This is a genomic window from Bacillus sp. FSL E2-8887 (assembly GCF_038007205.1).
Lineage (GTDB): Bacteria > Bacillota > Bacilli > Bacillales > Bacillaceae_G > Bacillus_A > Bacillus_A mycoides.
The window spans coordinates 4,610,101-4,635,167 of record NZ_JBBOWS010000001.1 but is presented as its reverse complement, the minus strand read 5'-3'; the positions used below and the strand labels follow the sequence as shown (position 1 = coordinate 4,635,167).

Annotated in this window: 26 protein-coding genes and 2 other annotated features (1 of these 28 running past the window's edge); of the genes, 14 read left to right on the top strand and 12 right to left on the bottom strand. The window is 35.2% G+C overall.

All coding sequences use genetic code 11. The annotated features are described in order from the left end of the window. The first annotated feature begins 59 nt into the window (after window positions 1–59). The 5 genes from NSQ08_RS23995 to NSQ08_RS23975 all read left to right on the top strand — a co-directional run bounded on the left by NSQ08_RS23995 (window position 60) and on the right by NSQ08_RS23975 (window position 4,355). Window positions 60–653, top strand: a complete 594-nt coding sequence (locus NSQ08_RS23995; protein WP_000900199.1) for a DedA family protein — start codon at window positions 60–62, stop codon at window positions 651–653. 136 nt (window positions 654–789) lie between these two features. Further along, entirely contained in the window at window positions 790–1,224 is a 435-nt protein-coding gene (locus tag NSQ08_RS23990) for a DUF3920 family protein (RefSeq protein ID WP_002015986.1), read from the top strand. Window positions 1,225–1,337: 113 nt separating this feature from the next. Then, on the top strand, window positions 1,338–1,748 hold the full coding sequence (locus tag NSQ08_RS23985; RefSeq protein ID WP_002129828.1) for a MarR family winged helix-turn-helix transcriptional regulator: 411 nt from the start codon (window positions 1,338–1,340) through the stop codon (window positions 1,746–1,748). 51 nt (window positions 1,749–1,799) lie between these two features. Beyond that, window positions 1,800–2,498 (top strand): pirin family protein, encoded by a 699-nt coding sequence (locus NSQ08_RS23980; protein ID WP_061690057.1) that lies wholly within the window; start codon window positions 1,800–1,802, stop codon window positions 2,496–2,498. A 207-nt stretch (window positions 2,499–2,705) separates the two neighbouring features. Then, entirely contained in the window at window positions 2,706–4,355 is a 1,650-nt protein-coding gene (locus NSQ08_RS23975) for a M4 family metallopeptidase (RefSeq protein WP_154696111.1), read from the top strand. 44 nt (window positions 4,356–4,399) lie between these two features. Here the strand turns inward: NSQ08_RS23975 and NSQ08_RS23970 are convergent, their stop codons facing one another. From NSQ08_RS23970 to NSQ08_RS23955, 4 genes are all read right to left on the bottom strand, one after another. Then, the gene (locus tag NSQ08_RS23970; RefSeq protein ID WP_000082522.1) at window positions 4,400–4,717 is read right to left on the bottom strand and encodes a metal-sulfur cluster assembly factor; all 318 of its coding nucleotides are present in this window, start codon (window positions 4,715–4,717) and stop codon (window positions 4,400–4,402) included. A 120-nt stretch (window positions 4,718–4,837) separates the two neighbouring features. Then, window positions 4,838–6,529, bottom strand: coding sequence for a methyl-accepting chemotaxis protein (locus tag NSQ08_RS23965; RefSeq protein ID WP_012261951.1), 1,692 nt, complete (start codon window positions 6,527–6,529; stop codon window positions 4,838–4,840). A 228-nt stretch (window positions 6,530–6,757) separates the two neighbouring features. Then, the gene (locus tag NSQ08_RS23960; protein ID WP_002129822.1) at window positions 6,758–8,452 is read right to left on the bottom strand and encodes a methyl-accepting chemotaxis protein; all 1,695 of its coding nucleotides are present in this window, start codon (window positions 8,450–8,452) and stop codon (window positions 6,758–6,760) included. 415 nt (window positions 8,453–8,867) lie between these two features. Further along, window positions 8,868–9,686 carry a class I SAM-dependent methyltransferase gene (locus NSQ08_RS23955; RefSeq protein ID WP_340779254.1) on the bottom strand — a complete coding sequence of 273 codons (819 nt, stop codon included), beginning with the start codon at window positions 9,684–9,686 and terminating at the stop codon, window positions 8,868–8,870. A 113-nt stretch (window positions 9,687–9,799) separates the two neighbouring features. Beyond that, window positions 9,800–10,070, top strand: a binding site (T-box leader). A gap of 50 nt (window positions 10,071–10,120) precedes the next feature. Here NSQ08_RS23955 and metG point away from each other — a divergent pair. Beyond that, on the top strand, window positions 10,121–11,755 hold the full coding sequence (gene metG / locus NSQ08_RS23950; RefSeq protein WP_340779252.1) for a methionine--tRNA ligase: 1,635 nt from the start codon (window positions 10,121–10,123) through the stop codon (window positions 11,753–11,755). 347 nt (window positions 11,756–12,102) lie between these two features. Here metG and NSQ08_RS23945 read toward each other — a convergent pair whose 3' ends face one another. The 5 genes from NSQ08_RS23945 to NSQ08_RS23925 all read right to left on the bottom strand — a co-directional run bounded on the left by NSQ08_RS23945 (window position 12,103) and on the right by NSQ08_RS23925 (window position 16,526). After that, window positions 12,103–13,005 (bottom strand): EamA family transporter, encoded by a 903-nt coding sequence (locus NSQ08_RS23945; protein WP_002015976.1) that lies wholly within the window; start codon window positions 13,003–13,005, stop codon window positions 12,103–12,105. A 138-nt stretch (window positions 13,006–13,143) separates the two neighbouring features. After that, window positions 13,144–14,583, bottom strand: a complete 1,440-nt coding sequence (locus NSQ08_RS23940; protein ID WP_016102236.1) for a sensor histidine kinase — start codon at window positions 14,581–14,583, stop codon at window positions 13,144–13,146. Then, a complete protein-coding gene (locus tag NSQ08_RS23935; RefSeq protein WP_000148832.1) occupies window positions 14,561–15,226 on the bottom strand; it encodes a response regulator transcription factor in 666 nt (221 codons plus the stop codon). The genes NSQ08_RS23940 and NSQ08_RS23935 overlap by 23 nt, the downstream gene beginning before the upstream one ends. 364 nt (window positions 15,227–15,590) lie before the next feature. Then, window positions 15,591–16,052: a L,D-transpeptidase gene (locus NSQ08_RS23930; RefSeq protein ID WP_002015973.1), complete on the bottom strand. Its 462-nt coding sequence runs from the start codon at window positions 16,050–16,052 to the stop codon at window positions 15,591–15,593. Window positions 16,053–16,082: 30 nt separating this feature from the next. After that, on the bottom strand, window positions 16,083–16,526 hold the full coding sequence (locus NSQ08_RS23925) for a DUF3978 family protein (protein ID WP_002034632.1): 444 nt from the start codon (window positions 16,524–16,526) through the stop codon (window positions 16,083–16,085). A gap of 414 nt (window positions 16,527–16,940) precedes the next feature. Between NSQ08_RS23925 and NSQ08_RS23920 the strand changes: the two genes are divergently transcribed. The 5 genes from NSQ08_RS23920 (at window position 16,941) to NSQ08_RS23900 (ending at window position 20,094) form a co-directional block, all read left to right on the top strand. After that, the gene (locus NSQ08_RS23920; RefSeq protein WP_002143668.1) at window positions 16,941–17,555 is read left to right on the top strand and encodes a DedA family protein; all 615 of its coding nucleotides are present in this window, start codon (window positions 16,941–16,943) and stop codon (window positions 17,553–17,555) included. A gap of 275 nt (window positions 17,556–17,830) precedes the next feature. Further along, the gene (locus NSQ08_RS23915; RefSeq protein WP_002067963.1) at window positions 17,831–18,076 is read left to right on the top strand and encodes a helix-turn-helix transcriptional regulator; all 246 of its coding nucleotides are present in this window, start codon (window positions 17,831–17,833) and stop codon (window positions 18,074–18,076) included. Beyond that, window positions 18,066–18,773, top strand: a complete 708-nt coding sequence (locus tag NSQ08_RS23910) for a DUF3169 family protein (protein WP_340780238.1) — start codon at window positions 18,066–18,068, stop codon at window positions 18,771–18,773. The genes NSQ08_RS23915 and NSQ08_RS23910 overlap by 11 nt, the downstream gene beginning before the upstream one ends. Before the next feature lie 42 nt (window positions 18,774–18,815). Continuing rightward, window positions 18,816–19,868, top strand: a complete 1,053-nt coding sequence (locus NSQ08_RS23905) for a site-2 protease family protein (RefSeq protein WP_340780236.1) — start codon at window positions 18,816–18,818, stop codon at window positions 19,866–19,868. A gap of 85 nt (window positions 19,869–19,953) precedes the next feature. Then, window positions 19,954–20,094, top strand: coding sequence for a DUF3985 family protein (locus NSQ08_RS23900; RefSeq protein WP_000404757.1), 141 nt, complete (start codon window positions 19,954–19,956; stop codon window positions 20,092–20,094). 225 nt (window positions 20,095–20,319) lie between these two features. On the opposite strand, the gene NSQ08_RS23895 is transcribed toward NSQ08_RS23900, so the two are convergent. Next, complete coding sequence (locus tag NSQ08_RS23895; RefSeq protein WP_002034640.1) at window positions 20,320–20,706, bottom strand: DUF3938 domain-containing protein; 387 nt, start codon at window positions 20,704–20,706, stop codon at window positions 20,320–20,322. Window positions 20,707–21,046: 340 nt separating this feature from the next. Beyond that, window positions 21,047–21,940 (bottom strand): YitT family protein, encoded by an 894-nt coding sequence (locus NSQ08_RS23890; protein WP_000530031.1) that lies wholly within the window; start codon window positions 21,938–21,940, stop codon window positions 21,047–21,049. Window positions 21,941–22,214: 274 nt separating this feature from the next. Here NSQ08_RS23890 and NSQ08_RS23885 point away from each other — a divergent pair, with 274 nt between their 5' ends. The 3 genes from NSQ08_RS23885 to NSQ08_RS23875 all read left to right on the top strand — a co-directional run bounded on the left by NSQ08_RS23885 (window position 22,215) and on the right by NSQ08_RS23875 (window position 24,406). Continuing rightward, a complete protein-coding gene (locus NSQ08_RS23885) occupies window positions 22,215–22,499 on the top strand; it encodes a hypothetical protein (protein WP_002015967.1) in 285 nt (94 codons plus the stop codon). Window positions 22,500–22,527: 28 nt separating this feature from the next. Then, window positions 22,528–23,310: a membrane protein insertase YidC gene (yidC, locus tag NSQ08_RS23880; RefSeq protein WP_002191109.1), complete on the top strand. Its 783-nt coding sequence runs from the start codon at window positions 22,528–22,530 to the stop codon at window positions 23,308–23,310. Between the two features lie 130 nt (window positions 23,311–23,440). Further along, window positions 23,441–24,406, top strand: coding sequence for a hypothetical protein (locus tag NSQ08_RS23875; protein ID WP_340779236.1), 966 nt, complete (start codon window positions 23,441–23,443; stop codon window positions 24,404–24,406). 90 nt (window positions 24,407–24,496) lie between these two features. On the opposite strand, the gene NSQ08_RS23870 is transcribed toward NSQ08_RS23875, so the two are convergent. Beyond that, on the bottom strand, window positions 24,497–24,724 hold the full coding sequence (locus NSQ08_RS23870; RefSeq protein WP_002015964.1) for a hypothetical protein: 228 nt from the start codon (window positions 24,722–24,724) through the stop codon (window positions 24,497–24,499). A gap of 165 nt (window positions 24,725–24,889) precedes the next feature. Further along, window positions 24,890–25,067, top strand: a binding site (T-box leader) (it continues 59 nt past the right edge of the window).

Genomic DNA, 25,067 nt, shown 5'->3' with positions numbered 1-25,067 from the left:
AGATATTTACTGCTTGTACTTTTATTTTTTGCAATGAAAACAGTAAAGAGAGGTAAATGATGTTAGGAGAGTTGATTCATTCAGTTTTAGTTTTTCTAGAAGGACTTGGTTATTGGGGAATTATGCTGGGATTAATGATAGAGGTTATCCCAAGTGAAATCGTATTATCTTATGCAGGTTATTTAGTATCAACAGGAAGCATTACATTTTGGGGGGCTGTCGCGTTCGGTACAATTGGTGGTGTAATCGCACAACTATTCATTTATTGGATCGGTCGATACGGAGGAAGACCTGTTCTTGAGCGATATGGAAAATATATTTTGATTCAGAAGAAACATATTGATTATGCTGAAGCGTGGTTTAATCGTTACGGAACTGGTGTTATTTTTACAGCGCGTTTTATTCCTGTTGTGCGTCATGCTATTTCGATACCAGCGGGTATTGCGAAAATGTCACATGCTAAGTTTATTACGCTAACTACACTAGCTGTTATTCCATGGTCAATTGTATTTGTATATTTAGGTTTTAAATTAGGAACAGAGTGGGAAAGTATTAATAAAGTAGCTGGGCCATATGTGAAATACTTTGCACTTGCTGCTATTGTTTGTGCAATTGGTTATTTTATATTAAAAAAAATGATGAAAAAAAAGTGATTACGGAAAAAGAATCTATGCTGACATAGATTCTTTTTTATCGTCATTTTTTAAAGGATGAAAGTGTATGTTTAATATTTACCATATTGTGGCATATATATAGGAAAAGGGAGTTTAGGAAGGGGATTATTGAGAAATGGAACTCCAGTTTCAAAATGTATATCAACAAGTTGAGAATTGGTATGTGTTGGATTCGGAGCTTCCTTGGGATGTCAAAAAGTTAAGAAATGATTTGTTTTCTCTTATTGAAGTAAGTGCAACGCCAGTTATTTTTTGTGATACGTGTGATGCGAATCATGTACTTTTATCATTAGGAGAAGAAGAAGAGGAGTTTTTATTCCCAGTAGGTGGTTTTTATCATAAAGAAAAACAATTAATTTTCGTTTGTATGTGGGAAGAGTATGAGCAAGTGCTCAAAACGCTATTGCATGAATTCAGGCATGCGATGCAGCATAAGGACGATGTACTATATGTTGGAAATGAACTATACGAAGAAAGATGGATTGAGAAAGATGCGAGGCATTTCGCGGAGAGGAAGCTAGATGAATATAAAAATAGAAATTTAATCTGAAGCATAGTGGAGAAAAATCACTGTGCTTTTATTTATTGCTAATTAAAAATAAGTAGTTGACCTTTAATAAGTTTAGTTCTAAACTAATAGTATCAAATGAGCGAGGTGATGGAATGAAAGCAGGGGAAAGACTTGGAGTACTATTATGGTTTCGTTTATCACGCTTTTATAATAGAAGTATTCGTGAGACGAATCAGCATTTGAAAAAGTGGAATGTATCTGCCGCTCAGTTTGATGTATTAGTTCAAATTGGAGGAAACGATCGTTTAACGCAGCAAGAACTTGGAAATAAGTTGTTTGTTACGAAAGGAAATGTTACTCAACTTTTAAATAAGATGGAGCAACTAGATTGGATTCAGCGTGAACAAGAAGGTACTACGAAATATATTTCATTAACAGAAAAGGGAAAGGTTCTATATGAAGAAATAGTCCCGCCGCAAGAAACATTTCAAGCAGAGCAATTTGATAAGTTAAATAGAGAAGAACAAAAACAATTATTAGAATTACTGAAGAAGTTGCAGTGATAAAAATTAAAAATAATTATCTCGATTTCGAGATAATATGAGGTGAAGGATATGTTTAGAAAAGTTGATCATAAAAATATGGGAAGAGCAAATCACGGGTGGTTAAATACACATTTTCATTTTTCCTTTGCAAATTATTATAATCCAAACAACATGAATTTTGGAGCAGTACGTGTTATGAATGATGATTTAATAGCGCCACAAACTGGTTTTGATATGCATCCGCACCGTGATATGGAGATTATCTCTTACGTTATAGATGGTGAATTAACACATGAAGATAGTATGGGGAACCGCGGGACAATTGAGCGTGGGCATGTTCAATATATGAGTGCAGGTACTGGTGTATTTCACAGTGAGCATAACTTAGGAAGTGAAACATTACGTTTATTGCAAATTTGGATTTTACCAGACCGCGACGGTCATAAACCAAACTATGGTGAGTTTAAATTTGATTGGAGTAAACGTGAAAATGAGTGGTTCCATATGGTATCTCCTTCTGATGGAGATGCACCAATTCATATTCACCAAGATGCAAATTTATATTCTTTATCATTAGAAGCTGGTAAAGAAATTTATTTTCCTGTTAAAGAAGGACGTCAATTGTACCTTGTACAAATTGAAGGTAGCAGCGTTGTAAACGGTGAAACACTCGTAATGCGTGATGCGGCGGAGACTGTAGAAGAAGATATTCACATTCAAGCGAAAGAAAACTCTCACTACTTAGCGATTGAAATGAAAATGGAATAAAGTGAAACTTTAACCCATGGCGGTTTTAAGTATGTGAATAGCGAGATGAAAAGTTATAGGGAAGAGGATATCGAAAACGATATCCTTTTTTGTGTGAGTTAAATTAACAGAAAAAACTTTCTCAATTTTTGAGAGCAGGTATTGGAAAGATTATTCAGAATATTTATAAAGGTGTTAAAAACTTTTAGGGAAATGGGGAGTGTTAGATTGAAAAAGCAAGTAATTTCATCAGCATTAGCATTAACTGTTATCGCAAGTGGGTTTGGGGCATTTGGAGCAACTACGACGAAAGCAGAAGAGCAAAAAATCCAGTATCACCAAGAGTTTAAAACACCAGCTTACATAGGTGAAGAATGGAAAGCGCCGGAAGGACTAGATAAAAAAGAGACGGTCTTTCAATATTTAGAGAGTAAAAAAGATATGTTTAAACTAGCAGGAAATATTGACAAACATTTCAATATCGTTGGTGAGGAAAAAGATGCTGAGTCTGGTACAACACATGTGAAGTTAGTTGAGAAGCATAATAACATTCCTGTGTATGGTTCAGATCAAACAGTTACGCTTGATAAAGAGAATAATGTAAAAGCATTTTTCGGACAAGTTATTCCGAATTTAGAGAATAAAAATATTCCTGCATCTGCAAGTATTAGTGCGGAACAAGCAGAAACGATTGCAAAAGCTAATATTGAGAAAGAAATTGGTAAAGTAAAGAATTATGATGGTGTGAAAAAAGATTTATATGTGTATGAAAAAGATGGTCAATACTATCTTGCATATCTTGTAAAAGCGTCGGTTTCGAAACCAGCTCCAGGATATTGGCATTACTTTGTTGATGCAACAAATGGAAATGTTATTGAGAAATATAATGCTGTAGATAACATTACTGGATTTGGTTACGGAGTATTAGGTGCTAGACAATCATTTGAAATTGCTCAAGATACGAAAACAGGAGCGTTCAACTTATTTGATGGTACACGAGGACAAGGTGTCCATACATTTGATGCAGAGAATATGAACGAAGACTGGTTTAATTTATTCTCACAAATTCTTGGATATACAGGAGAAGAAATTGGAAGTAAATCTAAGTTCTTCGAAGATAAAGCGGCAGTTGATGCGCATGTGAATGCAGGAAAAGTATATGATTATTATAAAAAGACATTTAACCGTAACTCTTTCGATGATAAAGGTGCAAAACTTATTTCTGCTGTTCACGTAGGTGAATCCTGGAATAACGCAGCGTGGAACGGTGTACAAATGATGTATGGTGATGGAGATGGTAAGACATTTATTCCATTATCAGCTGGCCTAGACGTTATTGGCCACGAATTAACGCATGCTGTAACTGAACATACAGCAAATCTTGTTTATAAAGATGAGTCAGGAGCGTTAAATGAATCGTTATCTGATATTATGGGCGTCATGGTTGAGAAGAAAAGCTGGGATTTAGGAGCTGATATTTATACACCTGGTAAACCTGGTGATGCACTTCGTTCTCTGAAGGATCCAGCATCTATTCCAAACCCATTAAAACCAGGTGAAGGTTACCCAGATCACTATAATAAACGTTATACTGGAACAGCTGATAATGGCGGCGTTCATATTAACAGTAGTATTAACAATAAAGCGGCGTATTTAGTGTCTGAGGGCGGCACGCATTACAATGTGAAAGTAACTGGAGTGGGCCGTGAAGCAACAGAAAAAATTTACTATCGTGCTCTTACAAAATATTTAACTGCAAACTCTGATTTCAAAATGATGCGCCAAGCTGCACTTCAATCAGCAGAAGATTTATTCGGTAAAAACTCTAAAGAGGTACAAGCTGTAACGAAAGCTTATGACGCTGTAGGAGTAAAATAATAAGAGAAAAAAGACCTGACTGGATTGTCAGGTCTTTTCCTTATTTAATCACGAATACCTAGTGCGATTTTCGCCATACGCGACATACGTTCTTTCGTCCATGGCGGATTCCATACAACGTTTACTTCTATTTCATTTACTTCAGGTACGTTCGTTGATAATACTTTTTTAACGTCTGATACGATTTGGCCAGCCATTGGACAACCGATAGAAGTCATTGTCATTGTAATGACAGCATTATTATTTTCATCTGCTGTAACGTCATAAACTAATCCGAGATTGATAATATCAACACCTAGCTCAGGGTCAATAACAGCTTCTAAGTTGGCATATAACTTTTCTTCAAATGCTTGTTGTGACATGTGTAGCACCCCCTAAATATTAATGATATCGGTTCTCATTATAACGGATATGCGGGATAAGTGCAGGAAATGAGCTCAAAAAAATATTCCTCTCTGAGAGAGGAATATTTTTTTGAAAAGCTATTCAGTTTTAAAATGAGATACAAGCTGATCTAATTCTTCAACTGTTTGTTTCATTTGTTTTGCAGTGAGAGTCATTTCATTCATCACGATGACTTTCTGTTCAGCAGATTGTGCCGTTGCGGCTGTTTCACTAGATACTTCATTTGAAATAGAAGCGATGTTATTAAGTGAAGCGTTCATTTCTTCAGCGCTTGCAGCCATTTCTTCAGCAGTTGCTGATATGTCTTGCATTTGAGTTGATACTTTATTTACTTGTTCAACAATTGTTGTGAAAGAAGTACCAGCCTCACGAACGACAGTAATGCCTTCAAATGCTTCAGAACGACCTTTAGACATCATAGAGTTAGCAGTTTCCGTATCATTTTGAATTTGATGAAGCAATTGGTTAATATCTTTTGCCGCTGTTTTTGATTGTTCCGCAAGTTTACGAACTTCATCAGCTACGACAGCAAATCCTTTTCCTTGTTCACCAGCACGAGCCGCTTCAATAGAAGCATTTAAAGCAAGTAGATTTGTTTGTTCAGCGATATTAGAAATAGATTGTACAGCTGTATCAATATATTTTGTATGAGTGATTAGACGTTCGACTACTTCTGATGTAGCATTTACAGCTTCATGTATCGTTGTCATTTGTGAAACAGATTTTTGGATAACAGTACTTCCGTCGTTAGCGTGTTCAGATGTAGCTACAGCAAGTTCGGCTACAGATGAAGCAGATTCAGCGATACGCTGAACACTTATTGCCATATCATCCATCGCAGTCGAGCTTTCTTCCATACTAGAAGTTTGCGATTGAATACTTGAATTTAAGTTGGACATCGAGCTTTGAACTCTTATTGTTGCCTCGCGTGATGTATTAGTCTTTTCTAGCATATTTTCAGAAGCTGTTTGTACTTCTACAGATGTTTTTTGAACACGATTAATGATATGTTGCAGGTTTTCTAACATTTTATTAAACGATGATGCAATTGCACCGATTTCATCATTGCTATTTACTTGTAGACGGGCTGTTAAGTCGCCTTCTTGAGAGGCTAATTCTTTTAGTTTAGTATCAATTTGTTGAATTGGTTTTACAAGCTTACCAGAGAACCACCATGCAAGAATAATTGCAGTTACAATACAAATAACAAGTGATAAGAAGACAACATATTCAATTCGTAGTGAAGATTGATCGATTTTTTCAATAGATTGTTCACGTAATTTAGCTTGTTCATTACTGTAATTTGTGAAATCACCGATTACTTTATAAACAGTGCCATTCTCTGTAGAAGCTACTTGTAAAGCTTCTTCCCATTTTTGTTCTTTTGCAAGAGTGAATACTTTCTCTTCAATGAACTTTCTCCAAGTGGATCCTAATTCCATTGTGCTTTTCACGGACTGAGAAGTGTTAGGGTTAGAAAGAAGTTGCCCTTTTGTATCTTCAAGACGTTTACTCATCTCATTAAACTTGTCTAATTCGACTTGATCATGTTGTAGTAAATAACCTCTTAAAGCAGAAAGTTGTACTTGATAAGCGTCTCCGCGCTCTTTCAATTCTGTTGCAAGAGGAGAAATTTCTTTTTGTAATGTTTCAGCTTTATGAGACTGATCCATGGTAAAGAATAAAATAAAAGCTAAGGCGATGCCGAATAAAGCGCAAATCATTCCCATCATGAACATTAGTTTTTTTCGAATGCTAATAAAATTCATATGATAAAAATCCTCCTTGTAAAATCTTAGTATTAGAATTAATTAATTAATGTAAAAAATTGAAAGAAAGCTTTACTCCATCTGGAATAAAGCTTTCTTCTTTCCTTTAGGAATTATAGCAGACAGAATGGGAGATAGAAAGAGATATTTTAGCGTGAAAAAAGAGAGACTCTAAATCGCTCTTTCTAACAATTTAGAGTTCGTAGAAGTATAAATGAAATTTTCATTTTAACTATTTGTTTTGAAATGAGAAACGAGCACTTCAAGTTCTTGCACAATTGTTTTCATTTCTGATGATTTTTTAGCAACGACACTCATTTTGTTTACTTGGTCACCAGCTGAAGTTGCTGTTTTCGATGTTTCGGCAGCAACTTCATTTGAAATAGAAGCGATATTATTTAAAGCTGCATTCATTTCTTCAGAACTTGCGGCCATTTCTTCAGCAGTTGCAGACATTTCTTGTATTTGTGTAGAGAAATTGTTAATGTGATTAACAATTTCTGAGAATGAAGATCCAGCGGTACGAATGACTGTAATTCCTTCAGAAGCTTCTGACTGACCTTGTGTCATCATGTCATTTGCTATTTTTGTGTCCGCTTGAATTTGATGAAGTAAATGGTTAATGTCATTTGCTGCTAGCTGAGATTGTTCAGCAAGTTTTCGTACTTCATCGGCAACAACAGCGAATCCTTTTCCGTGTTCACCAGCACGGGCCGCTTCAATAGAAGCATTTAAAGCGAGCAAATTCGTCTGCTCGGCAATATTAGAAATAGATTGAAGTGCAGTATCAATATGATTCGTATGTGTAATGAGTCGCTCTACCACTTGTGATGTAGCGTTAACAGCTTCGTTAATTGTATGCATTTGTGTAATAGATTTTTCAATGACTTTATTTCCATCATCTGCTTTTTCAGAAGTTGTAACAGCTAGGCTAGCGGCAGAAGAGGCAGCTTGTGCAATGCGCTGAACACTCGTTGCCATATCATCCATTGCGGTTGAACTTTCTTCAATGCTAGAAACTTGTGAACGAATATTGTGCTCAAGAGCATTCATAGTCTCTTTAGTTTTTGCGGTATTTTCCATAGAAGCAGTTGTTTCGATAAACACATTTTCAGAAGCTTCTTTTACACTTGTTGATGTTTGTTGAACTTGCTTTATTATACGCTGTAAGTTAGCAAGCATTTGATTAAAGGAATTTGCGATGTCACCAATTTCATCTTTACTCGTTACGTGTAATCTAGCGGTTAAATCGCCATCTTGAGAAGCTAATTCTTTTAACTTCGCATCAATTTGTCGAATCGGTTTAACGAGTTTACCAGAGAACCACCATGCCAATAGAATAGACGTTAATGTACATGTAATGAGTGAGAAGAAAATAATATATTGAATAAGGGATGAAGAAGACTCTACGTCAGCAATTAATACGTCCCGTTTGTCATTTTCTTCATTTGCATATTTAGTAAAACGACTTAAAAGATCATTTACATAATCTGTTTGAGCAAGAGCAATTTTGGATGCTTCATCCCATTTTCCTTCCCGTGCAAGAGGGAGGACTTCATTATCTACGACGCTGCGCCATTTTGCTCCCATTAAAATGGCCTCTTTCATTCCTTCTGGGAGTTTTTTATCACTTGTTACTTTCTCCCTAGTATCAGCTAGTTTTTTTCCTTCCCGGTTGAATTTATCCAATCCTTTTTGGTCATGTGATAGTAAATATTCTTGTAAACCAGCGACCTGCGCTTGGAACCAATCGCCACGTTCTTTTAAAATCGTTGCTCTTTTCGATACATCATTCTTTAATGTTTCGATTTCACTTGCTTGATTCATCGCGAATGAAAGAATAACAATAAGAGCAATGCTAAATAAGGAAGAAATGCTTAAGAGTGTGAACAGTAGTTTTTTTCGAATGCTAACATATTTCATTGTTACCCCTACCTTTTTCAAAAAACTATTTATTGTAATTTATAAATATTGAGAACGAAACTAATAAAAACATAATTAAGAAGTTATTAATCTGTTCAATGAAAATTATAGCAGATAATGGAATATGGCAGATTAATGTGAGTAAATGTTCTTAAAATATATACATTTGTATATCAAAAAATTCATAAATAAAAATCAGAAATGGTATTGTAATTTGAAATAACATCCTGTATACTTCTAATTAGTTGATAACGATTATCACTATCAACTGAACATTACTCTTCGTTATGTTGGTCATACCCCTTTTTGACGACGTAAGTCAGAGACGAATGTTGAAATATCTTGTGTCCTATTCTACAGAATTATGGTAATCTCCAACCTCAACTTATATGCGTAAGCATGCAAAAAAAGGATCCTATCCGTGAAGGGATCCTTTTTTGCATGTTGTCGCAATTAATGTATATAGACCGGGTATACGCTTTTCAATTCCCTCTGGTGCAGTAGAAGGGAAAACCCACTTTTGATGAGATCCGTGTTCTTCAATCAATTTTTCAACCTTGAAATTTGTTTCTGCCATTGATGTAATTATTTCTCCTAGTGTCCAGCGCCTAATTTTTGTTCTCGGTAAAGCGTATTTCTGTGATCCCGTAAGGAGAGTACTATAAGCTACGTCATCTTCAATTAGTTCCTCGTCGAAATAATTTCCATTTGCTCGAAATGATGGATGATCTACTCCTAATAATTTTGTATAAACGGGATGATAGTCACGTAGTATAAAGGTCCCATCTTGTTTTAGTAAGTGAGAGATTATATGAAAGAGTGGCTTTAAGTCTAAAAAGTAATGGAGCACGCCAAGTTCCAGTAACACGATATCAAATGATTGGGGTAGATTTAAATCTAGTACATCGGAAATGATATATTGAATAGAGACACCAGCAGCTTCGGCTAGTTCGGTTGCGTATTTTTCATTACTTGCTGAAATGTCTACAACTGTTACATCGGCTCCTAAAAGAGCAAGAGCAACTGCTTTATTTCCTTTTGATCCGAGTAAATTAATAATACGCTTTCCTTTTGGAGATTGTATGTAAGGTAAATAATGATTTACCTCGCGCACGGGATCTTCCATGAGCTTTTTCGCATAATCCTCTGGCGCCCCGTGGCGATTTGTCCAAGCTTCATAAGCAGCTGCGTTCCAGCTTTTTTCATTAATAGTACTTAGTTGTTTTTGATTCAATTTTATCACTCCTTTTGTGAACGTATAGTTATTCGGTGAATGAGTAGGATTTCCTGTTTTTTTGAATAAAAGTTTGATTTTTCTGTTGTTAAGTCGTAAAATACGTTTTATACATAAAAGCGTTGAAAAGGAAAAGTAGAATGAAATCATTCTGTCCAGAGAGCTTCGGTAGCTGAGAAGAAGCAAGAATATTCATTTGAACAATGGCCTTTGAGCTTCGTCCTGAACTTATCAAATGATAATAGTAGGCGGCGACGAGAGTTGGTACTCGTTATCAAAACCACAGTATAAGAGCATATAGCTCCGTACTTGTTAAGGTTAGTTATGCGAATGACTGACGAAATAAGGTGGTACCGCGACTGTTTATACAGCCCCGCCCTTATCTTTTTTAAGATAAGGGCGGGGCTTTTTATATTTTAAAGGAGGAATATAAGATGAGTATTTTTATTGGAGGCGCTTGGCCGTATGCAAATGGTTCGTTACACCTTGGACACATTGCTAGTTTGTTACCAGGAGATATTTTAGCACGTTATTACAGGGCAAAAGGTGAGCATGTGTTGTATGTTTCAGGAAGTGATTGTAATGGAACACCGATTACAATTAGAGCAAAGCAAGAAGGTGTGACGGTGAAAGAAATTGCTGATAAGTATCACGAAGAGTTTGAGCGATGTTTTCGTAGCCTTGGTTTTACTTATGATTGCTATACACGTACAGATAGCGAGCATCATCATGAAACTGTTCAAAAAGTCTTTTTGCGACTATTAGAAGAAGGTTATATTTATAAAAAAGTAGTTGAACAAGCTTATTGCGAAACGTGTACGCAATTTTTACCGGATCGATATGTAGAAGGTATTTGTCCGCATTGTCATGAAGCAGCAAGGGGCGATCAATGCGATGCTTGTTCCGCTATTTTAGATCCACTCGATTTGTTAGAAAAGAAATGTAAATTATGTGGTAGTACGCCATCAGTACAGGAAACAGAGCATTTCTATTTTGCATTGCATAAATTTCAGCAGCAAATTAAAGAGGCCGTAGAAATTGCAAAGCAGAAAGGAACATGGCGCGACAATGCAATTCAATTAACAGAGAGATATTTAAAGGAAGGATTACAAGATAGGGCAGTGTCACGTGATTTACCAATTGGGGTACCAATTCCAGTGGCAGGATATGAAGATAAGAAAATTTACGTATGGATTGAAGCAGTGACAGGATATTATTCGGCGAGTAAACACTGGGTTGAAGAAACAGGGAAAGATGATCAAGAGTTTTGGGATAAAGAAGCGAAAACATATTATGTACATGGTAAGGATAATATTCCGTTTCATTCAATCATTTGGCCAGCGGTATTACTTGGAATAGGAGAAGAAGCAATCCCGCGTCATATCGTTTCGAATGAATATTTAACAGTTGAAAAAAGAAAATTATCGACAAGTAAAAACTGGGCAGTATGGGTGCCTGACATATTAGAATGCTATAATCCAGATTCTATTCGTTACTTTTTAACAGTTAACGCACCAGAAAATCGTGATACTGATTTTTCATGGCGTGAATTCATTTACAGTCATAATAGTGAATTGTTAGGTGCATACGGGAACTTTGTGAACCGGACATTAAAGTTTATTGAAAAATATTATGGTGGTACTGTACCGAAGGGAAGTATTGATGTAGAGCTGAAAGATAAAGTAGAAGGATTATATAAAAGTGTAGGAGAGGCGATTGAACAAACTAAATTTAAGGTGGCACTAGAAACAATATTTGATGCAGTACGCTTTGCAAATAAATACTTTGATGAAAAGCAGCCTTGGAAACAAAGAGAAGACGAACCAGTTTCATGTGAGGAAACAATTTATAATTGTGTTTACCTAATAGCAAACTTTGCACAACTGCTTGAACCATTTTTACCGTTTTCAAGTGAAAGAGTTAGAAATACATTATCGAGTGTTAAAGTAAATTGGGAACCTCAAAATACGTTGCCAAACCGAATTGATAATGTGCAGCCATTATTTGAGCGAATCGATGTAAAACAAATTGAACATGAGGTAGAGAAGTTATATGGAGCGGTAAAGTGAAATATAAGGAAAAGACCTTTCAAATAAAGTGAAACTTTAATCAGTGGGGGTTTTGTTCATCCCCCACTGATTATTAGTTGAACCAATCGGGCTTTTACGGGCAGTTGATTCCCCACCTAAATTCTTTGCTTTCTCTGAATTTTGAGGTGGGGGTCTTAATGCCCGTTAATGCGGGATAAATGAAAGGTCTTTTGTTATGCTGTATAACCCTCTTTCTTATCTTTCAAAAAGAAAAGCACAGCAAGGATTACGAGAATAATAGCCGCAATATCATATGTTATTTTGAAGGTAGTAATAAAGTTTAACATATCGTAACTTTATTCACATTTATATACAAGTTGATGTTGTCACGCACTATGAACACGATTATGTTTTTTTTCTTTCCTAGCAGTAAGTAGTTGTGGTGTGAAAATACCGAGCAATATAACCACAATCCCAATCCACTGCATTGGCGATACAACTTCATGAACAAGTGTAATAGAAGCGATAATTGCTGTTGGTAATTCAGCTGCACCTAATATTGTACCAAGTCCTGTTCCGACTTTTGGTACCCCAATTGAAAAACAAATGACAGGTATAATAACCCCGAACAGTCCAAGGAAGAAAGCATATTTCCATAGGCCTGCTTGTAAAGCGCCGTCCGTTAAAAAGGTAGGCGGGAAAAATAAGCATACAATAAGAGTAGCACTCGTTGTCATAAGAAAGCTTTTCGTATAAGGCGGAACATCTGTAGCAACGCGCCCGCTTACAAATACATAGAATGAGAAGGAGACGGCAGCTAATAGTCCGAAAATAATACCTTTCGTAGAAAAGTTTTGTCCAAGACCTTCAAATACTCCACCAGCAAACAATGTACCAGTAAATAAAATAATTATAGATATAACTTTCTCACGGCTTGGGAATGTCCGGTTGGCAATCGCTTCGATGACTACACCAATCCAAGTGAACTGAAAGAGTAAAACGACAGCGATAGAGGCTGGCAATTCTTCTACGGAAATAGCATAGAAAATACCTGTCATACTCATTGTTGTGCCGACTGTTAGTAACGAAAAGAATTGTTTTTTTGATACTTTATGACGTGAAAAGAACAGAACGAGTAAAAGGAGTCCAATCCATCCGAAGACATATTGCCCTCCTAGTAGTTGGTGTGCGGAAAATCCGTCGATGAATCCGAGTTTAAAAATAGTTGAAAGTACGCCGTAGCTACAAGCGCCGAATAAAACTAGTAATGAATACTTAAATTTCTCCATAAAAATCCTCCTTTTAAATAATAAAAAACGCCCGCTATCCAAATAAGGATAACGGGCGAACGAAACAGAGTAAGATACTCTACAAAATTCCGCCATTCATACGAAGTATGAATTTGGGGTATGAAATTAGAGTAGGTTTTACATTGCTTTTGGGAATACAATGGAGCATTTTACACCTTGAGGTGTGTTTTGTATTCCATAAGGAAACTGATGTTTATCTAATATTTGTTTTACAATATATAACCCAAGACCACTACCTTGTACTAAGCCATGTTTGTCAGGATTTGCGCGATAGAATGGTTCAAATAAATGGGCAAGTTTATCTTCATCAATTTGAGAACCTGTATTTAATACTTCTAATGCGTAACCGTTTGGCTTTTCATAAAGTTTTATATATACATGCTGATGGTCAATTGTATAATGAATTGCATTTGAAATAATGTTAAAAATAGCAGTTTGCATAAATTTAGGATCAGCTAAAATTTGTGCATCTTGTTTAATGTTAGATTGAACATTTAATTGTTTTACAGATACAAAATAATCTACTTTCTTTATAACGTCCTCAATAATATTAGTTAATGAGATAACTTTTAAATTTGGTTTAAATTGAGGGTTTTGTATTTTGGATAATTCTGACACTTTTTCCGTTAATATGTTAATATCTTGCATCATCTCATATGAACGTTTTAAATATTTATCTCTATCTTTATAAGCGCCAATTCCGTGAATCATGCCATCGAGTTGTCCCATAACGGCTGCGATTGGTGTTTTTAATTCATGGGATATCATAGACATAAATTCTTTACGAGATTGTTCTAACTGTTGTTCCTTCTTGAGTTCATTTCTTAAATCTTGATTGCTTTCATGTAAATTTTTCACAATAGTAGGTACTTGTGAGGCAGCTACTTGCAAATTAAAATCTGTTTGATCTGTATTTTTGTTAAGTAGCTTTTTATCTGAGAAATCAAGATTCATAATATCTTTTAAAGCATCGCTCATATATCGGAAAGGTTTGGCGATTATTTTTGCGTAGATTAAAGATCCAAGCAGAGATAATGCAAGCATTGTCGCCCCAATATGTGGAGCTAACTGCTGCAACACATCTGTTAACTTTGGATTATCATGTGTATCATTTGCTTTACTTGCTGCACTTTGTGTATGTAAGGCATCATTGTTAGTAACTTGCTTTTCCGCTTCTGTAAGTGAAGACGTTGTGTTACTTTTCCCCGGAATATTTTGTGCATGTTCTTTTGCTTTTGCAGTTTGGCTAGGCTGCAAAAGATGATTGATGGCTGTAGAGAGTGCTTTCATGTCTATTTGAGAAGATTGAAAATTAGAGATGCTACTCTCTGACACAGCTTTATTTTGCTTTGTTTTACTTTGGTCGTTTTGTTTGTCTGATTCCGCTTGTTCCGCAGTTTGCGTTCCAGAAGCTTTCAAACGATCTTTATCGTAATTTGAGGCTAGAAAATAAATAATTTGATAAAGACAAAGTGATAACAGAATACAAAATAATAAGGTTTTGATGAATATATTTTTGGTGATGTTGTCTTTGCTACGATTCGATTTTGTAGCCAATGCCTTTCACCGTTTTAATATAAGGAATTTCTAATTTTTTTCGTAAGTTTTTAATATGTGTATCTATAACCCTCACATCACCATAATGTTCATAGCCCCATACCTTATTCAACAAATCACTTCTTGATAGTACTTTTCCCCGATTTTGCAGTAAAGTATATATAATTTCAAATTCTTTTGTAGTCAATTCAATTTGATTACCATGAACATAAGCGGCATATGCTGTAGAATTTAACATCAATTCATGGAATTGTAGTATAGTTGCAGCTTCTGCTTCCTTTGTTGCTGCCCTTCTTAATACAGCTTCTACACGTTTTATAAATACGGTGTAATGGAACGGTTTTGTAATATAGTCATCAATACCTAACTCAAATCCTTTAATTTCACTTTCTTCATTATGTAAGCCTGTTAACATAATGATTGGTACATCAGATTGTCCTCGCATAATTTTGCAAATACTATAGCCATCTATATCTGGTAACATTACATCGAGGAGGACAAGATCGTATGAATTTTTTTGGAAAAGAAGAATGCCTTCTGTTCCAGCACCAACTACATCAACAGTAAAGTTTTGTGCCATTAGAAATTCACGAATAAGTTCTTGTATATCTGGGTTGTCTTCAATCACCAGTATATGCGTCATAGTAACACCTCCTAAATAACGCTTTTTACTGCAATATTCGAATTCATCATTTTTTGGATGACTCAGATTGTTTATACATATAATAAGCCCCCGCTATAAAATAGTAATGAAAGTAGCAAGGGGGATTGTTTAGTGTCACTGAATAGTTCAGTATTACAGTAGTTCTATTATAGTATGTATTGTAAAATTTATAAAATATTATAACTGTATAATTTTAATATCCATGTTTATCAATGTTAAGATGATGTTGAATGCAATCTATTTTTATTATATATGTAAATACAGTTGTTTTGCTACTGTAAATGAATAAATAAAATAAGCCAAGACATAAAATTCTTGGCTACACATAAATCTTGTTCTTAGGCTAATTTACAGTGACAGTAGCTTGCTGCTGAACGCGCTCAAATAACCAGTGAATATCATTGTTAAACATACGAATACAACCAAGTGTTGTTGCTTTCCCGATTGCTTGATTATTGTTAGTTCCATGAATCGCATACGTTGTTCCGTAAGTTCCTGCCATATTTAATCCGAGCCAGCGGTCCCCAAGTGGATTACGTGGATCGCCGCCTTTAATTTTTCCTGTATAGTAAGGACGGTTTTTAATTTTATTTACGATTTGAAAAGTACCCTTAGGTGTTGGTGTTGCTGCTTTTCCAGTAGCGACAGTGAAACTTTTTATGAATTTTCCATCTTGATAATAATCCATTTTATTTATTTTTGTGTTTACGATAAGCTGATCTTTCGTCGTAGCTGCTTCTGCAGTAGTGAATGGAAGAGTTAAAAATCCTAATGATAATAGCGCACTTAATAATAGTTTTTTCATTATATTCTCCTTTTACTTATTGTAGTAGTCTTACATACAATGAATTTGTAATCCTCGTAATGCTTGATTGACATTTTCATCTAATGTTTCAAAGAAGGTAGTAATCTTTGTATTACATTTGTTGTTTTTATCGATAAGTAATCTTTCATTTAATAAAAGCTCACCATGTAGTCCAAAACTTTGAACTCGAATATTTAGTTCATCTTCAGTTTCAGAAATAATCGGTAAGAAATAGTGAAAAGCTTTCGTTGGAATGATGTAGCTTTTGCCAATCATGCTTTCTTGATTTGAATTAACCCATTTTCTCGTGACGATCTTAATGTTCTTTTTTGAAACGATAAAAGACAGCGTTGTAGATTTTGTTAAACTTACGTCAAATTCATTTGTTTCACATATTTGTAAATTAAAAACGGTTTCATTTTGATGAGATTCAACATTCGTATTAATAAAATCGTGCATTTTATAAGCTTCCATTTCTTATTCACCCTTTTTTCAATTTCGAAAAGCGATTTATATTTATTCAGTTTAATGTTTAGTCATATATTAGCTAAATTTTTCAACAAATTCCGATATAATCTTACAATACGTATATGAAGCTAATATGAAGTTCATATGAGTTTGTGGTGGTTTTTTATAGAGAACAAAATAAGGTGGTTTTCGAGAGTTAAAAACTGGATGAAAAATGTATATTAATGGATTTTCTTCGCGTGATATATAGTTGTTAGCTTGTTTTTTAATGCTAATAGATATAAGTAAATAGAGAACAAAAAACTTTAGAATGAGCCTTACAAAAATGTAATAAAAATGTAAGCTATTGTGATAGTTATTTCGACAATTTTTTTATACAATAATAGTAACAAGTTGTACGTGAATGAAAGGGGAGATGACATGGAATGGGTTCATGAATTATTTCAGCAATATGGGTATTATGTAGTACTTGTAGGCCTGCTGTTAGAATATATTGCACTTCCGTTTCCGGGAGAGCCAACATTAGCATATGCGGGGTTTTTAGCACAGAAGGGTGATCTAAGTTTACCTATTTTAATTATCCTATCCTTTATTGGGACAAGTGTAGGAATGACGATTCAATACTTTTTAGGGAATAAGCTTGGTATGCCTTTTGTTCAAAAATACGGGAAGTACGTATTTTTAACACAAAGAAAAATTGATTTAACGAGAATGTGGTTCGATAAATACGGATATTTCCTTATCTTTATTGGCTTCTTCATTCCTGGTGTACGTCATTTTACAGGATACTTTGCAGGTATCATTAACTTACCGTTTCGCCGCTTTGCAATTACAATTTATTCAGGTGCTTTATTCTGGGTATCGTTCTTCTTAATTGGCGGCTACTGGTTAGGTGGTAACTTACATGATATTTTCGGATTACTGGGAGATCATATCGGCAAAATCATTTTCGGAGCGATTGTCATTGTAGCAATTACGTTAAGCATTCGTTTCCGCAAGCAACTAAAACGAGTATTTTTACAAAACGCAAGTTAATATGGAATCCATTCTATGTCAGATTTTAGGGAGGCAGTGCAAAAGCACTGCCTTTTTTATTGTATTTTCCAGTTTGCTTTTATTTTTCCATCGATACCGTCACCGGTGGCTGGTATATAATACGTTCCTATTTTTTTCCGTATGTGATTATTAAAATCTATTATCTAAGTTATATATTTAGGAGAATATAGATTTATTTTTGACATGTATATAAGTCAAAATGACAATTATAATTGACAAAGATAAGGATATTATTTACAATTTTAATTAAATAAATGAAAAAGAGGGAAGACATGAAGCTTCAAAATCGAGTGAGGGAATTTCGAGCAAAGCATCGTTTATCACAAGGGGATTTAGGGAAAGCGATTGGCTCATCACGGCAAACCATTAGTTTAATTGAGCGTGGAGATTATGCACCATCTATTGTGTTATCGCTAAAAATCGCACAAATTTTTGGAGCGCCGGTGGAGGAGATATTTATGTTGGTGGAGGGGGAAGAGGACGATGAAGATGAAGAGTAAACGAAAAAAACAATTTGATTTTGTGGGGAAAATAGCATTAAGTATGATGGGTGGCTTTTTAACATCTTATATAGCTTTAAATTTACTCTCGAATGAACCGAGAGAATTATCATCTAATACATTTATAGGTGTATGTACTATTTTTGGAATCTTAATGATGTACTACACTTGGAAGAATACACGTATGTTAGCGGAGGCACGCGATGAAGAAGAGAGCGTACAAGGCAGAAAATTAGGCATTATAAGTATATATTTACGTGTAGGTGATATAGTTACGCAGGCATGGTTTGTATATGCAGTTATTACATGTAGACGTGCACTGTTACAGGATACAAATGTGTCATTTGCAGTGTGGAATTTAGTAGCTTCTATTGTCTGTTTAACTATTGTAGTGGTTATTGGGCTCATAACAAAAAATCGTTATAATAAGCTATATCCTGAACAAGGTGTAACATATATGGAATCTATGAAAATGTGGACGAAAAACGCAGATGAAGGATTAAAGTACATTGTGCATGAGGCTGGATATAAAGCATATGAATTTACGAATACAATATTGGCATATGTATGGTGGGCTGCCGTTATATATACAGCGGCTAGTGATATCGATTTTGTATTAATTGGCTTAATCTCATTTATTTGGATATTGCATCTCGGAAAATTCATGTACGAAATGCAGAGAAAAATGATTTATTAAGGGGAGAAAAAGGTGGATATTTTAAGAAGGCCAGCTGGTTCCATGACGGCGGCGCTAGTTCTGTCCATTTTATACGGAGTAATTCGAACTGGGAAATTAGAAGTAATGTTGAATATATCGGCAGTATTTGGAATTGTATTATTAGTGTTAGCCATTCATGAGCTAGGGCACGTAGTATTTGGTTTGATAGGTGGTTTGAATTTTAAATTTATGACAGTAGGACCTATCACTGTTCAAAAAGAAAAGGGGAAATTACGCATTCGAGAAAATAAATTATGGGCGTACTTTGGTGGTGTGGTGATGTTAGCACCGTCTTCTATAGAGACACCGAACCTTTCAAAGAAATGGGCGTGGATGACTTTAGGCGGACCAATTATCAGTTTATTATTCGGTATTACTTCAGGTTACATATACATGGTGAGCTATTATCAATATCTTTTATATTTTTCCGTTTTCCACTTTGTGATTTTTGCAGTTACAATCGTGCCGATAAAAGGAACGCTTCTGAGTGATGGCATGCAATTTCTCATTTTAATTAAAGATGATGAAAAAGCTAAGCAGCATTTATATACGATTCAAATATCGAGTGAGTTATTTAGTTATAAAAGACCGAAAGATTGGGATGAGAGATTAGTAGAACTTAGTGAGGAAAAATTAAAAGAGGATAAAAGTATAAGAGAGATAATGAGCGGACTTATGCTCGTCTTTTATGCCCGAGCTGATCAAAAGGGAATGGAAAGAGCGATACCGTATATAGAACAAATTGTTCAGCTATCTGTAACGAAGGAAAATAAATTTTTCGTTGGTAGTTTTCATAGTTGGTATCTTTTATATAAAGCTCTTTATCAGATGGATAGCCTTTCTCTGCAAGAAGCAAAGGAACATGCAAAGGCCATTACCAAAATGGATTTAAACGGATATTACCGTACACAAGGAATTATTAAATATTTAGAGGACGATATGGAAGCTTCCCGCTGTTATATGAAGAAAGCTGATAAGGAATTAGAGAGTGCTGAGAAGAGTGGAATGGGATATTTACAAGTAGAGAGAGAATGGTTTGAGCAGCTACAGGCGAGGGTATCTTACGATGGGTGAGGTATCCTCTTTTTTATATGTCATCTTATTCGATTTCATAAAAAACGAAGTACAGGTAGAATAAAAGAGATAGGAGGAGATACATATGGAAATTTTATCGATTATTTTGATAGTCTTGCTCATTTATGCTGTTTTTAAAGTGGCGTATGTAGCATTAAAGATACTCGCGATCCTATTAATTATCTTTTTAATCGTTGAGTTCGGCAGTAAGTTACTTGGGGGATAGGCATGTTGTGCGTTTTGAGTGTCGAACCGTCGATATAATGAAAAAATCGCTGATATAAGTGGAGAAACGATCGATATATTTTAAAAATCGTTGATATATTTAATTGAATACTAAGTGGGGTATATGGGAAAGAAGTTGCCGTGGAGGTAACTTCTTTTTATTTTGGTGATGGGGTATGAACAGGAAAGAACAGTAAACAAAAAAGCTGGAAGAATTTCTTCCAGCTTACGAGTTACTTTCAATTTGACGACCATTTTCTTCTTCAGTGTCCTGTAATAGATTGAATACGTCTGCTAGGCAGAATGCGATAAACCAAGTCCATAGACCGTGGAAGAAAGCTGAGCTTAATTGAAGTGGTAATGTATAGTTTGTCATTGAGTAGGAAATACATCCACCAACGATTCCGATCATTGTTAATAACATTGTTTTTTGAGCATTTTCTTCTGGATTGAAGAGGAAGAAAATGTATCCGCCTAAAATTGAAGCGCTTACAAGGGTTTCGATTCCATTAAAAATGATATTCTCTCCAAGCTCTGTGTTTGTCCAGAAACAGATCACGCCGCCGACGATCGCAAATAGGACAGCTAGTGTGTATCGTATATATTGATTCATATGTTCATCTCCTTATGTAATAAGATGATTTGGAAGTCAAAAAGGTAGGTATAGTATATTGAAGTGAATTTTAGTTGTACGTATCTTTTATAAAAAGATCAGTGAAGAATAACTAAGATGATCGGTTTTTTTTAACCGTTACGTGTATGGTGTCTGAAATATACCCGACTGCTCGTTTCTTTTTGCTTATAAAAATAAGAGAAACTTCCAAGTCTATATACTCTTTTTTGTTAGTCTAGTTTTATTATAACATATTTAGTGATACAATAATAGAATTATCTGATTTTGTAATAAGTGTAAAAAATAAAAAACGCAAGGAATTGTAGTTCCTTGCGCTTTTTTATATACGTTTGAAACGGCCGACAATTTCAACTGTTTCAGTAATGTTCATAAATGCTTTATTATCCACTTGGCGGATAATACGTTTCATTTCGCCCAACTCGTAGCGAGTTACGACAGTGTAAATCATTTTTTTCTTATGGTTTGTATAGCCGCCGACAGCATCTACCATTGTTACGCCACGTATGCCGTGATGTAATAGTGAGCTTTTTATTTCCTCACCTTTTTCTGTAATTGTCATTATCGTTAATTTAATATGTTTTGTATGCACGGCATCAATTACTTTGCTGACTACAAACCGACTAATTAACGTATAAAGCGTAATATCCCATCCGAAAATAAATCCTGCTGCAACAAGTAAGATTAAGTTGAATCCAAAGATGATAGCTCCAATTGAAACATCGCGATGTTTCGCTACAATCAATCCAACAACATCAAAACCACCTGTTGAAGAAGCAAATCGGAATATGATTCCTGAGGCAGCACCGCAGATGACACCACCGAATACAGAAGACAGCAAAATATCATCTGAAACTTGGTGTACTGGGATAATGTTCATCGCTAAAGATGATACAGCTACAAAGTATGCCGTTAAAAAGGTTGTCTTCTTTCCTAAGTAAAAGTGACTTAAAATAAGAAGCGGAATGTTTAGTAAAAAGATAAGTGCTCCGATATTGTAGTGCATTAAATAACCGATAATCATCCCTACACCAGCGAACCCACCGCTAATCATATTATGCGGGATAAAAAACATATTCATAGAAATTGCATACAAAATAGAAGCTATAAAAATAACAACTAACTGTATGATGAATTCTAAATGAAATGTTTTAGCTGCTGGGAAGGATAAAAAGGCGGTGTCGGGAACGTAATCGGCGTCTCCTAGTTGACCCATAGTATGTTTCATCTCCATATTCATTTTTGATTACAAGAAGAGAATAAAGCTTTTTTCAAAAACTGGCAATAGTTTTATTATAATGCAAAAATTTTATAAATTTCTAACAAATTAAACCTATTCAAAGATACGTGTGAATATACTAAAGAAAGCGAATACATTGGTTTTCTAGCATAATTTTTTGAGGAAATATGCAAAAAAACTTTTGAGAACAAAAGGAAATAGAGAATGTTTGCTGAATATGCTAAAATGACTTTATTAAGGATGTGAAGCGATGGAATTTTTATTGCAGGATGCAATTCTATATATATCGTTTGTAACGACAGCGCTTTGTGTATTAGAAGTCTTTTTTCTTGCTAACGTTTCTCGCTTTGTGCGTCAGCAAGCATCGAGCGGTAGACAGAGAGCTTTTAAACTAGTAGATACGTGTGAAGAGGGTACAAGAAATGTACCGCTATTTTCTATTTTTTATAAATATGGAATGATTCGTTCTGTCCGCAGACAAGAATCGAGTGGAGAGAGTGACGAGGTAGGTCCGTATACACCAATGTTTCGCTAATTAATTACGAAACATTGGAGGAATGAACATGTTAAAATCATACCGAGCTAGGCTCATTAGTTTATCATTATTACTTGTTTTTGTTTTATCTGGCTGCAGTAATGCAGGCACAATTGATTCACATAGTACGGGAATTTGGAACCATTATTTCGTATATCCAATCTCATTTATGATTCAATTTGTTGCTCATCATATACCTGGAGCTAGCTTCGGGATTGCCATCATTATCATGACGCTCGTTATTCGTTCAGCAATGATTCCATTAGCTGTTTCGCAATATCGTAGCCAAGCGAAAATGAAAAAAATGCAACCTGAATTACAGAAGCTGAAACAGAAATACGGTGATGTGGGTAAAGATCTTGAAAAACAAAAGCAGTATCAAAAAGAAATGTCAGAACTAATGAAATCAGGCGGTTGGAATCCGTTAGCTGGGTGCTGGCCAATCTTTATACAAATGCCGATTTTCTCTGCTTTGTATTATGCGATTAGCCGAACTGAAGAGATTCGTACATCTTCATTTTTATGGGTGAACCTAGGACATGCAGATCCATATCATATATTACCGATTATCGCAGCGTTAACAACATTTATTCAAATGAAGGTGTTCCAATCAAATGTAACGCCTGGAGAACAAGTTCAAATGCTGAAAATACAGCAAATTATGATGCCTGCAATGATTCTATTTATGGGATTTGCGGCGCCATCAGGACTGGTGCTGTATTGGATTACAGGTAACTTATTTACAATGACACAAACAATTGTATTAAGAAAAATAATGGAACGTGAAGAATTACAATTACAAAAAGCTTAGAAAAACGCCGCTCGTGATGAGCGGTGTTTTTTTATTTAAATCGTTAAGGAAATTTTAAGAAACCAACATTACTATTGGCATTGTATACGAAAGTGTACATGCTTTAGAAATATGAAGGAGGAAATTTCCTATGAAGAAGAAAACAGTTGGGTATGTAGCAATTGCAGGTGCTTTATCATTTGGAATTATAGGAGGAGCTTGCATACCAGCGTTTGCGGCAACGAATACTCCAGCGGCCGAGCAAGTTACAAAAGGAACTGCGAAGAAGAATTTAGATGAAGCGACAAAACAAAAAGTAAAAACAATTATGGACGATACAAAGAAACAATTAGAGGAAATAGGTGTGAAACTTCCAGAGAAGGAGAAACGCAAAGACATGCTTGCGGACTTAGATGAGGCGACAAAAGAAAAAGCGAAGTCGATTCTAGAGCAAGAAAAATCCGGGAAATTAACTCGCGAACAAGCAAATGAGGAATTAACAAAGCTAGGCGTGAAATTCCCAGAGAAAGGTAAGCACAAAGATATATTCGCGAATTTAGATGAGGCGACAAAAGAAAAAGCGAAGTCCATTTTTGAGCAAGAAAAGTCCGGAGCATTAACGCATGAGCAAGTGAAAGAGAAATTGAAAGAATTAGGCGTAACGCTTCCAGAGAAAGGGAAGCACGGTGACATGTTTGCGGATTTAGATGAGGCGACAAAAGAAAAAGCGGAAGCAATTTTGAAGCAAGAGAAGTCTGGAACACTAACTCGTGAGCAAGCAAAAGCGAAGTTGAAAGAACTAGGTGTGAAATTCCCAGAGAAAGGGAAGCACGGTGATAGGTTCGCGAATCTAGATGAGGCGACAAAAGAAAAAGCGAAGTCTATTTTTGAGCAAGAAAAATCCGGGAAATTAACTCGCGAGCAAGCGAAAGAAGAATTGACAAAACTAGGTGTGAATCTTCCAGAGAAAGGGAAGCATGAAGACATCTTTGCAAACTTAGATGAGGCGACAAAAGAAAAAGCGAAAGCGATTCTAGAAAAGGAAAAGAAACAATTAGCAGATTTAAATGTGGATCTTCCAAATCATAAATTTTTTATGAAAAAAGATGATAAATAATTGAACTATGTAGTATCTTTCGTGCGGGCAACCGAAAGGTACATACGACAAATGCGAGGACCGATTTCTGTAAGCAGAAATCGGTCCCTTTTAATGATTCATTGAAATTCTTTTCATTGTTAGTATGTATCCAAAGATGCAGTAGAAGATTGCAAAACCGATAAACACTTCAGTATATTGGTATTTACCTAATACGTAGAAGGAAGCAGCTGGTATAATAGCTACCGCTAAAATGCTATAACCAGGATACTTATATCGATACATGATAGCGAATATAAAAGAAAGAACCGTAGCGATGATACAAAAAATAGCAATCATTATTAGTACACCTCCTACATGAATTGTACCATTTTTAGGGGATTAGAGAAGTGTCGGAACTTCTGTTATAATATAAGAAGAGAAATGTTTCTTATGTTATATAAAAAATATATTGATTTTTTCTAACAATTCAATATAATGGGAAACAACTACAAAATTCGACATCAAGAAGTGATGATGAGGACATGATCAGTTTTTTACGATTATCAGAGAGGGAGGCCTTTGGCTGTGAGCTTCCTAATACGGGAAAATCGATTACCACCTCTGAACTGCAGCAGTGAACGTATATCTAGTAATTGCATGCCGGCAAAAACCGTTATTTAGACTTGAGAAATTGGTGAAG

What these genes read in the sequence shown, in the direction of transcription:
- NSQ08_RS23935 (WP_000148832.1), bottom strand. Translation starts at nt 15,226, where the DNA reads ATGACGCATATACTGGTGATTGAAGACAACCCAGATATACAAGAACTT.
- yidC (WP_002191109.1), top strand. Translation starts at nt 22,528, where the DNA reads ATGTTAAAATCATACCGAGCTAGGCTCATTAGTTTATCATTATTACTT.
- NSQ08_RS23985 (WP_002129828.1), top strand. Translation starts at nt 1,338, where the DNA reads ATGAAAGCAGGGGAAAGACTTGGAGTACTATTATGGTTTCGTTTATCA.
- NSQ08_RS23895 (WP_002034640.1), bottom strand. Translation starts at nt 20,706, where the DNA reads ATGAATCAATATATACGATACACACTAGCTGTCCTATTTGCGATCGTC.
- NSQ08_RS23930 (WP_002015973.1), bottom strand. Translation starts at nt 16,052, where the DNA reads ATGAAAAAACTATTATTAAGTGCGCTATTATCATTAGGATTTTTAACT.
- NSQ08_RS23905 (WP_340780236.1), top strand. Translation starts at nt 18,816, where the DNA reads ATGACGGCGGCGCTAGTTCTGTCCATTTTATACGGAGTAATTCGAACT.
- NSQ08_RS23900 (WP_000404757.1), top strand. Translation starts at nt 19,954, where the DNA reads ATGGAAATTTTATCGATTATTTTGATAGTCTTGCTCATTTATGCTGTT.
- NSQ08_RS23890 (WP_000530031.1), bottom strand. Translation starts at nt 21,940, where the DNA reads ATGGGTCAACTAGGAGACGCCGATTACGTTCCCGACACCGCCTTTTTA.
- NSQ08_RS23980 (WP_061690057.1), top strand. Translation starts at nt 1,800, where the DNA reads ATGTTTAGAAAAGTTGATCATAAAAATATGGGAAGAGCAAATCACGGG.
- NSQ08_RS23970 (WP_000082522.1), bottom strand. Translation starts at nt 4,717, where the DNA reads ATGTCACAACAAGCATTTGAAGAAAAGTTATATGCCAACTTAGAAGCT.
- NSQ08_RS23945 (WP_002015976.1), bottom strand. Translation starts at nt 13,005, where the DNA reads ATGGAGAAATTTAAGTATTCATTACTAGTTTTATTCGGCGCTTGTAGC.
- NSQ08_RS23885 (WP_002015967.1), top strand. Translation starts at nt 22,215, where the DNA reads ATGGAATTTTTATTGCAGGATGCAATTCTATATATATCGTTTGTAACG.
- NSQ08_RS23960 (WP_002129822.1), bottom strand. Translation starts at nt 8,452, where the DNA reads ATGAAATATGTTAGCATTCGAAAAAAACTACTGTTCACACTCTTAAGC.
- metG (WP_340779252.1), top strand. Translation starts at nt 10,121, where the DNA reads ATGAGTATTTTTATTGGAGGCGCTTGGCCGTATGCAAATGGTTCGTTA.
- NSQ08_RS23990 (WP_002015986.1), top strand. Translation starts at nt 790, where the DNA reads ATGGAACTCCAGTTTCAAAATGTATATCAACAAGTTGAGAATTGGTAT.
- NSQ08_RS23965 (WP_012261951.1), bottom strand. Translation starts at nt 6,529, where the DNA reads ATGAATTTTATTAGCATTCGAAAAAAACTAATGTTCATGATGGGAATG.
- NSQ08_RS23875 (WP_340779236.1), top strand. Translation starts at nt 23,441, where the DNA reads ATGAAGAAGAAAACAGTTGGGTATGTAGCAATTGCAGGTGCTTTATCA.
- NSQ08_RS23870 (WP_002015964.1), bottom strand. Translation starts at nt 24,724, where the DNA reads ATGATTGCTATTTTTTGTATCATCGCTACGGTTCTTTCTTTTATATTC.
- NSQ08_RS23915 (WP_002067963.1), top strand. Translation starts at nt 17,831, where the DNA reads ATGAAAAAGAGGGAAGACATGAAGCTTCAAAATCGAGTGAGGGAATTT.
- NSQ08_RS23925 (WP_002034632.1), bottom strand. Translation starts at nt 16,526, where the DNA reads ATGGAAGCTTATAAAATGCACGATTTTATTAATACGAATGTTGAATCT.
- NSQ08_RS23910 (WP_340780238.1), top strand. Translation starts at nt 18,066, where the DNA reads ATGAAGAGTAAACGAAAAAAACAATTTGATTTTGTGGGGAAAATAGCA.
- NSQ08_RS23995 (WP_000900199.1), top strand. Translation starts at nt 60, where the DNA reads ATGTTAGGAGAGTTGATTCATTCAGTTTTAGTTTTTCTAGAAGGACTT.
- NSQ08_RS23920 (WP_002143668.1), top strand. Translation starts at nt 16,941, where the DNA reads ATGGAATGGGTTCATGAATTATTTCAGCAATATGGGTATTATGTAGTA.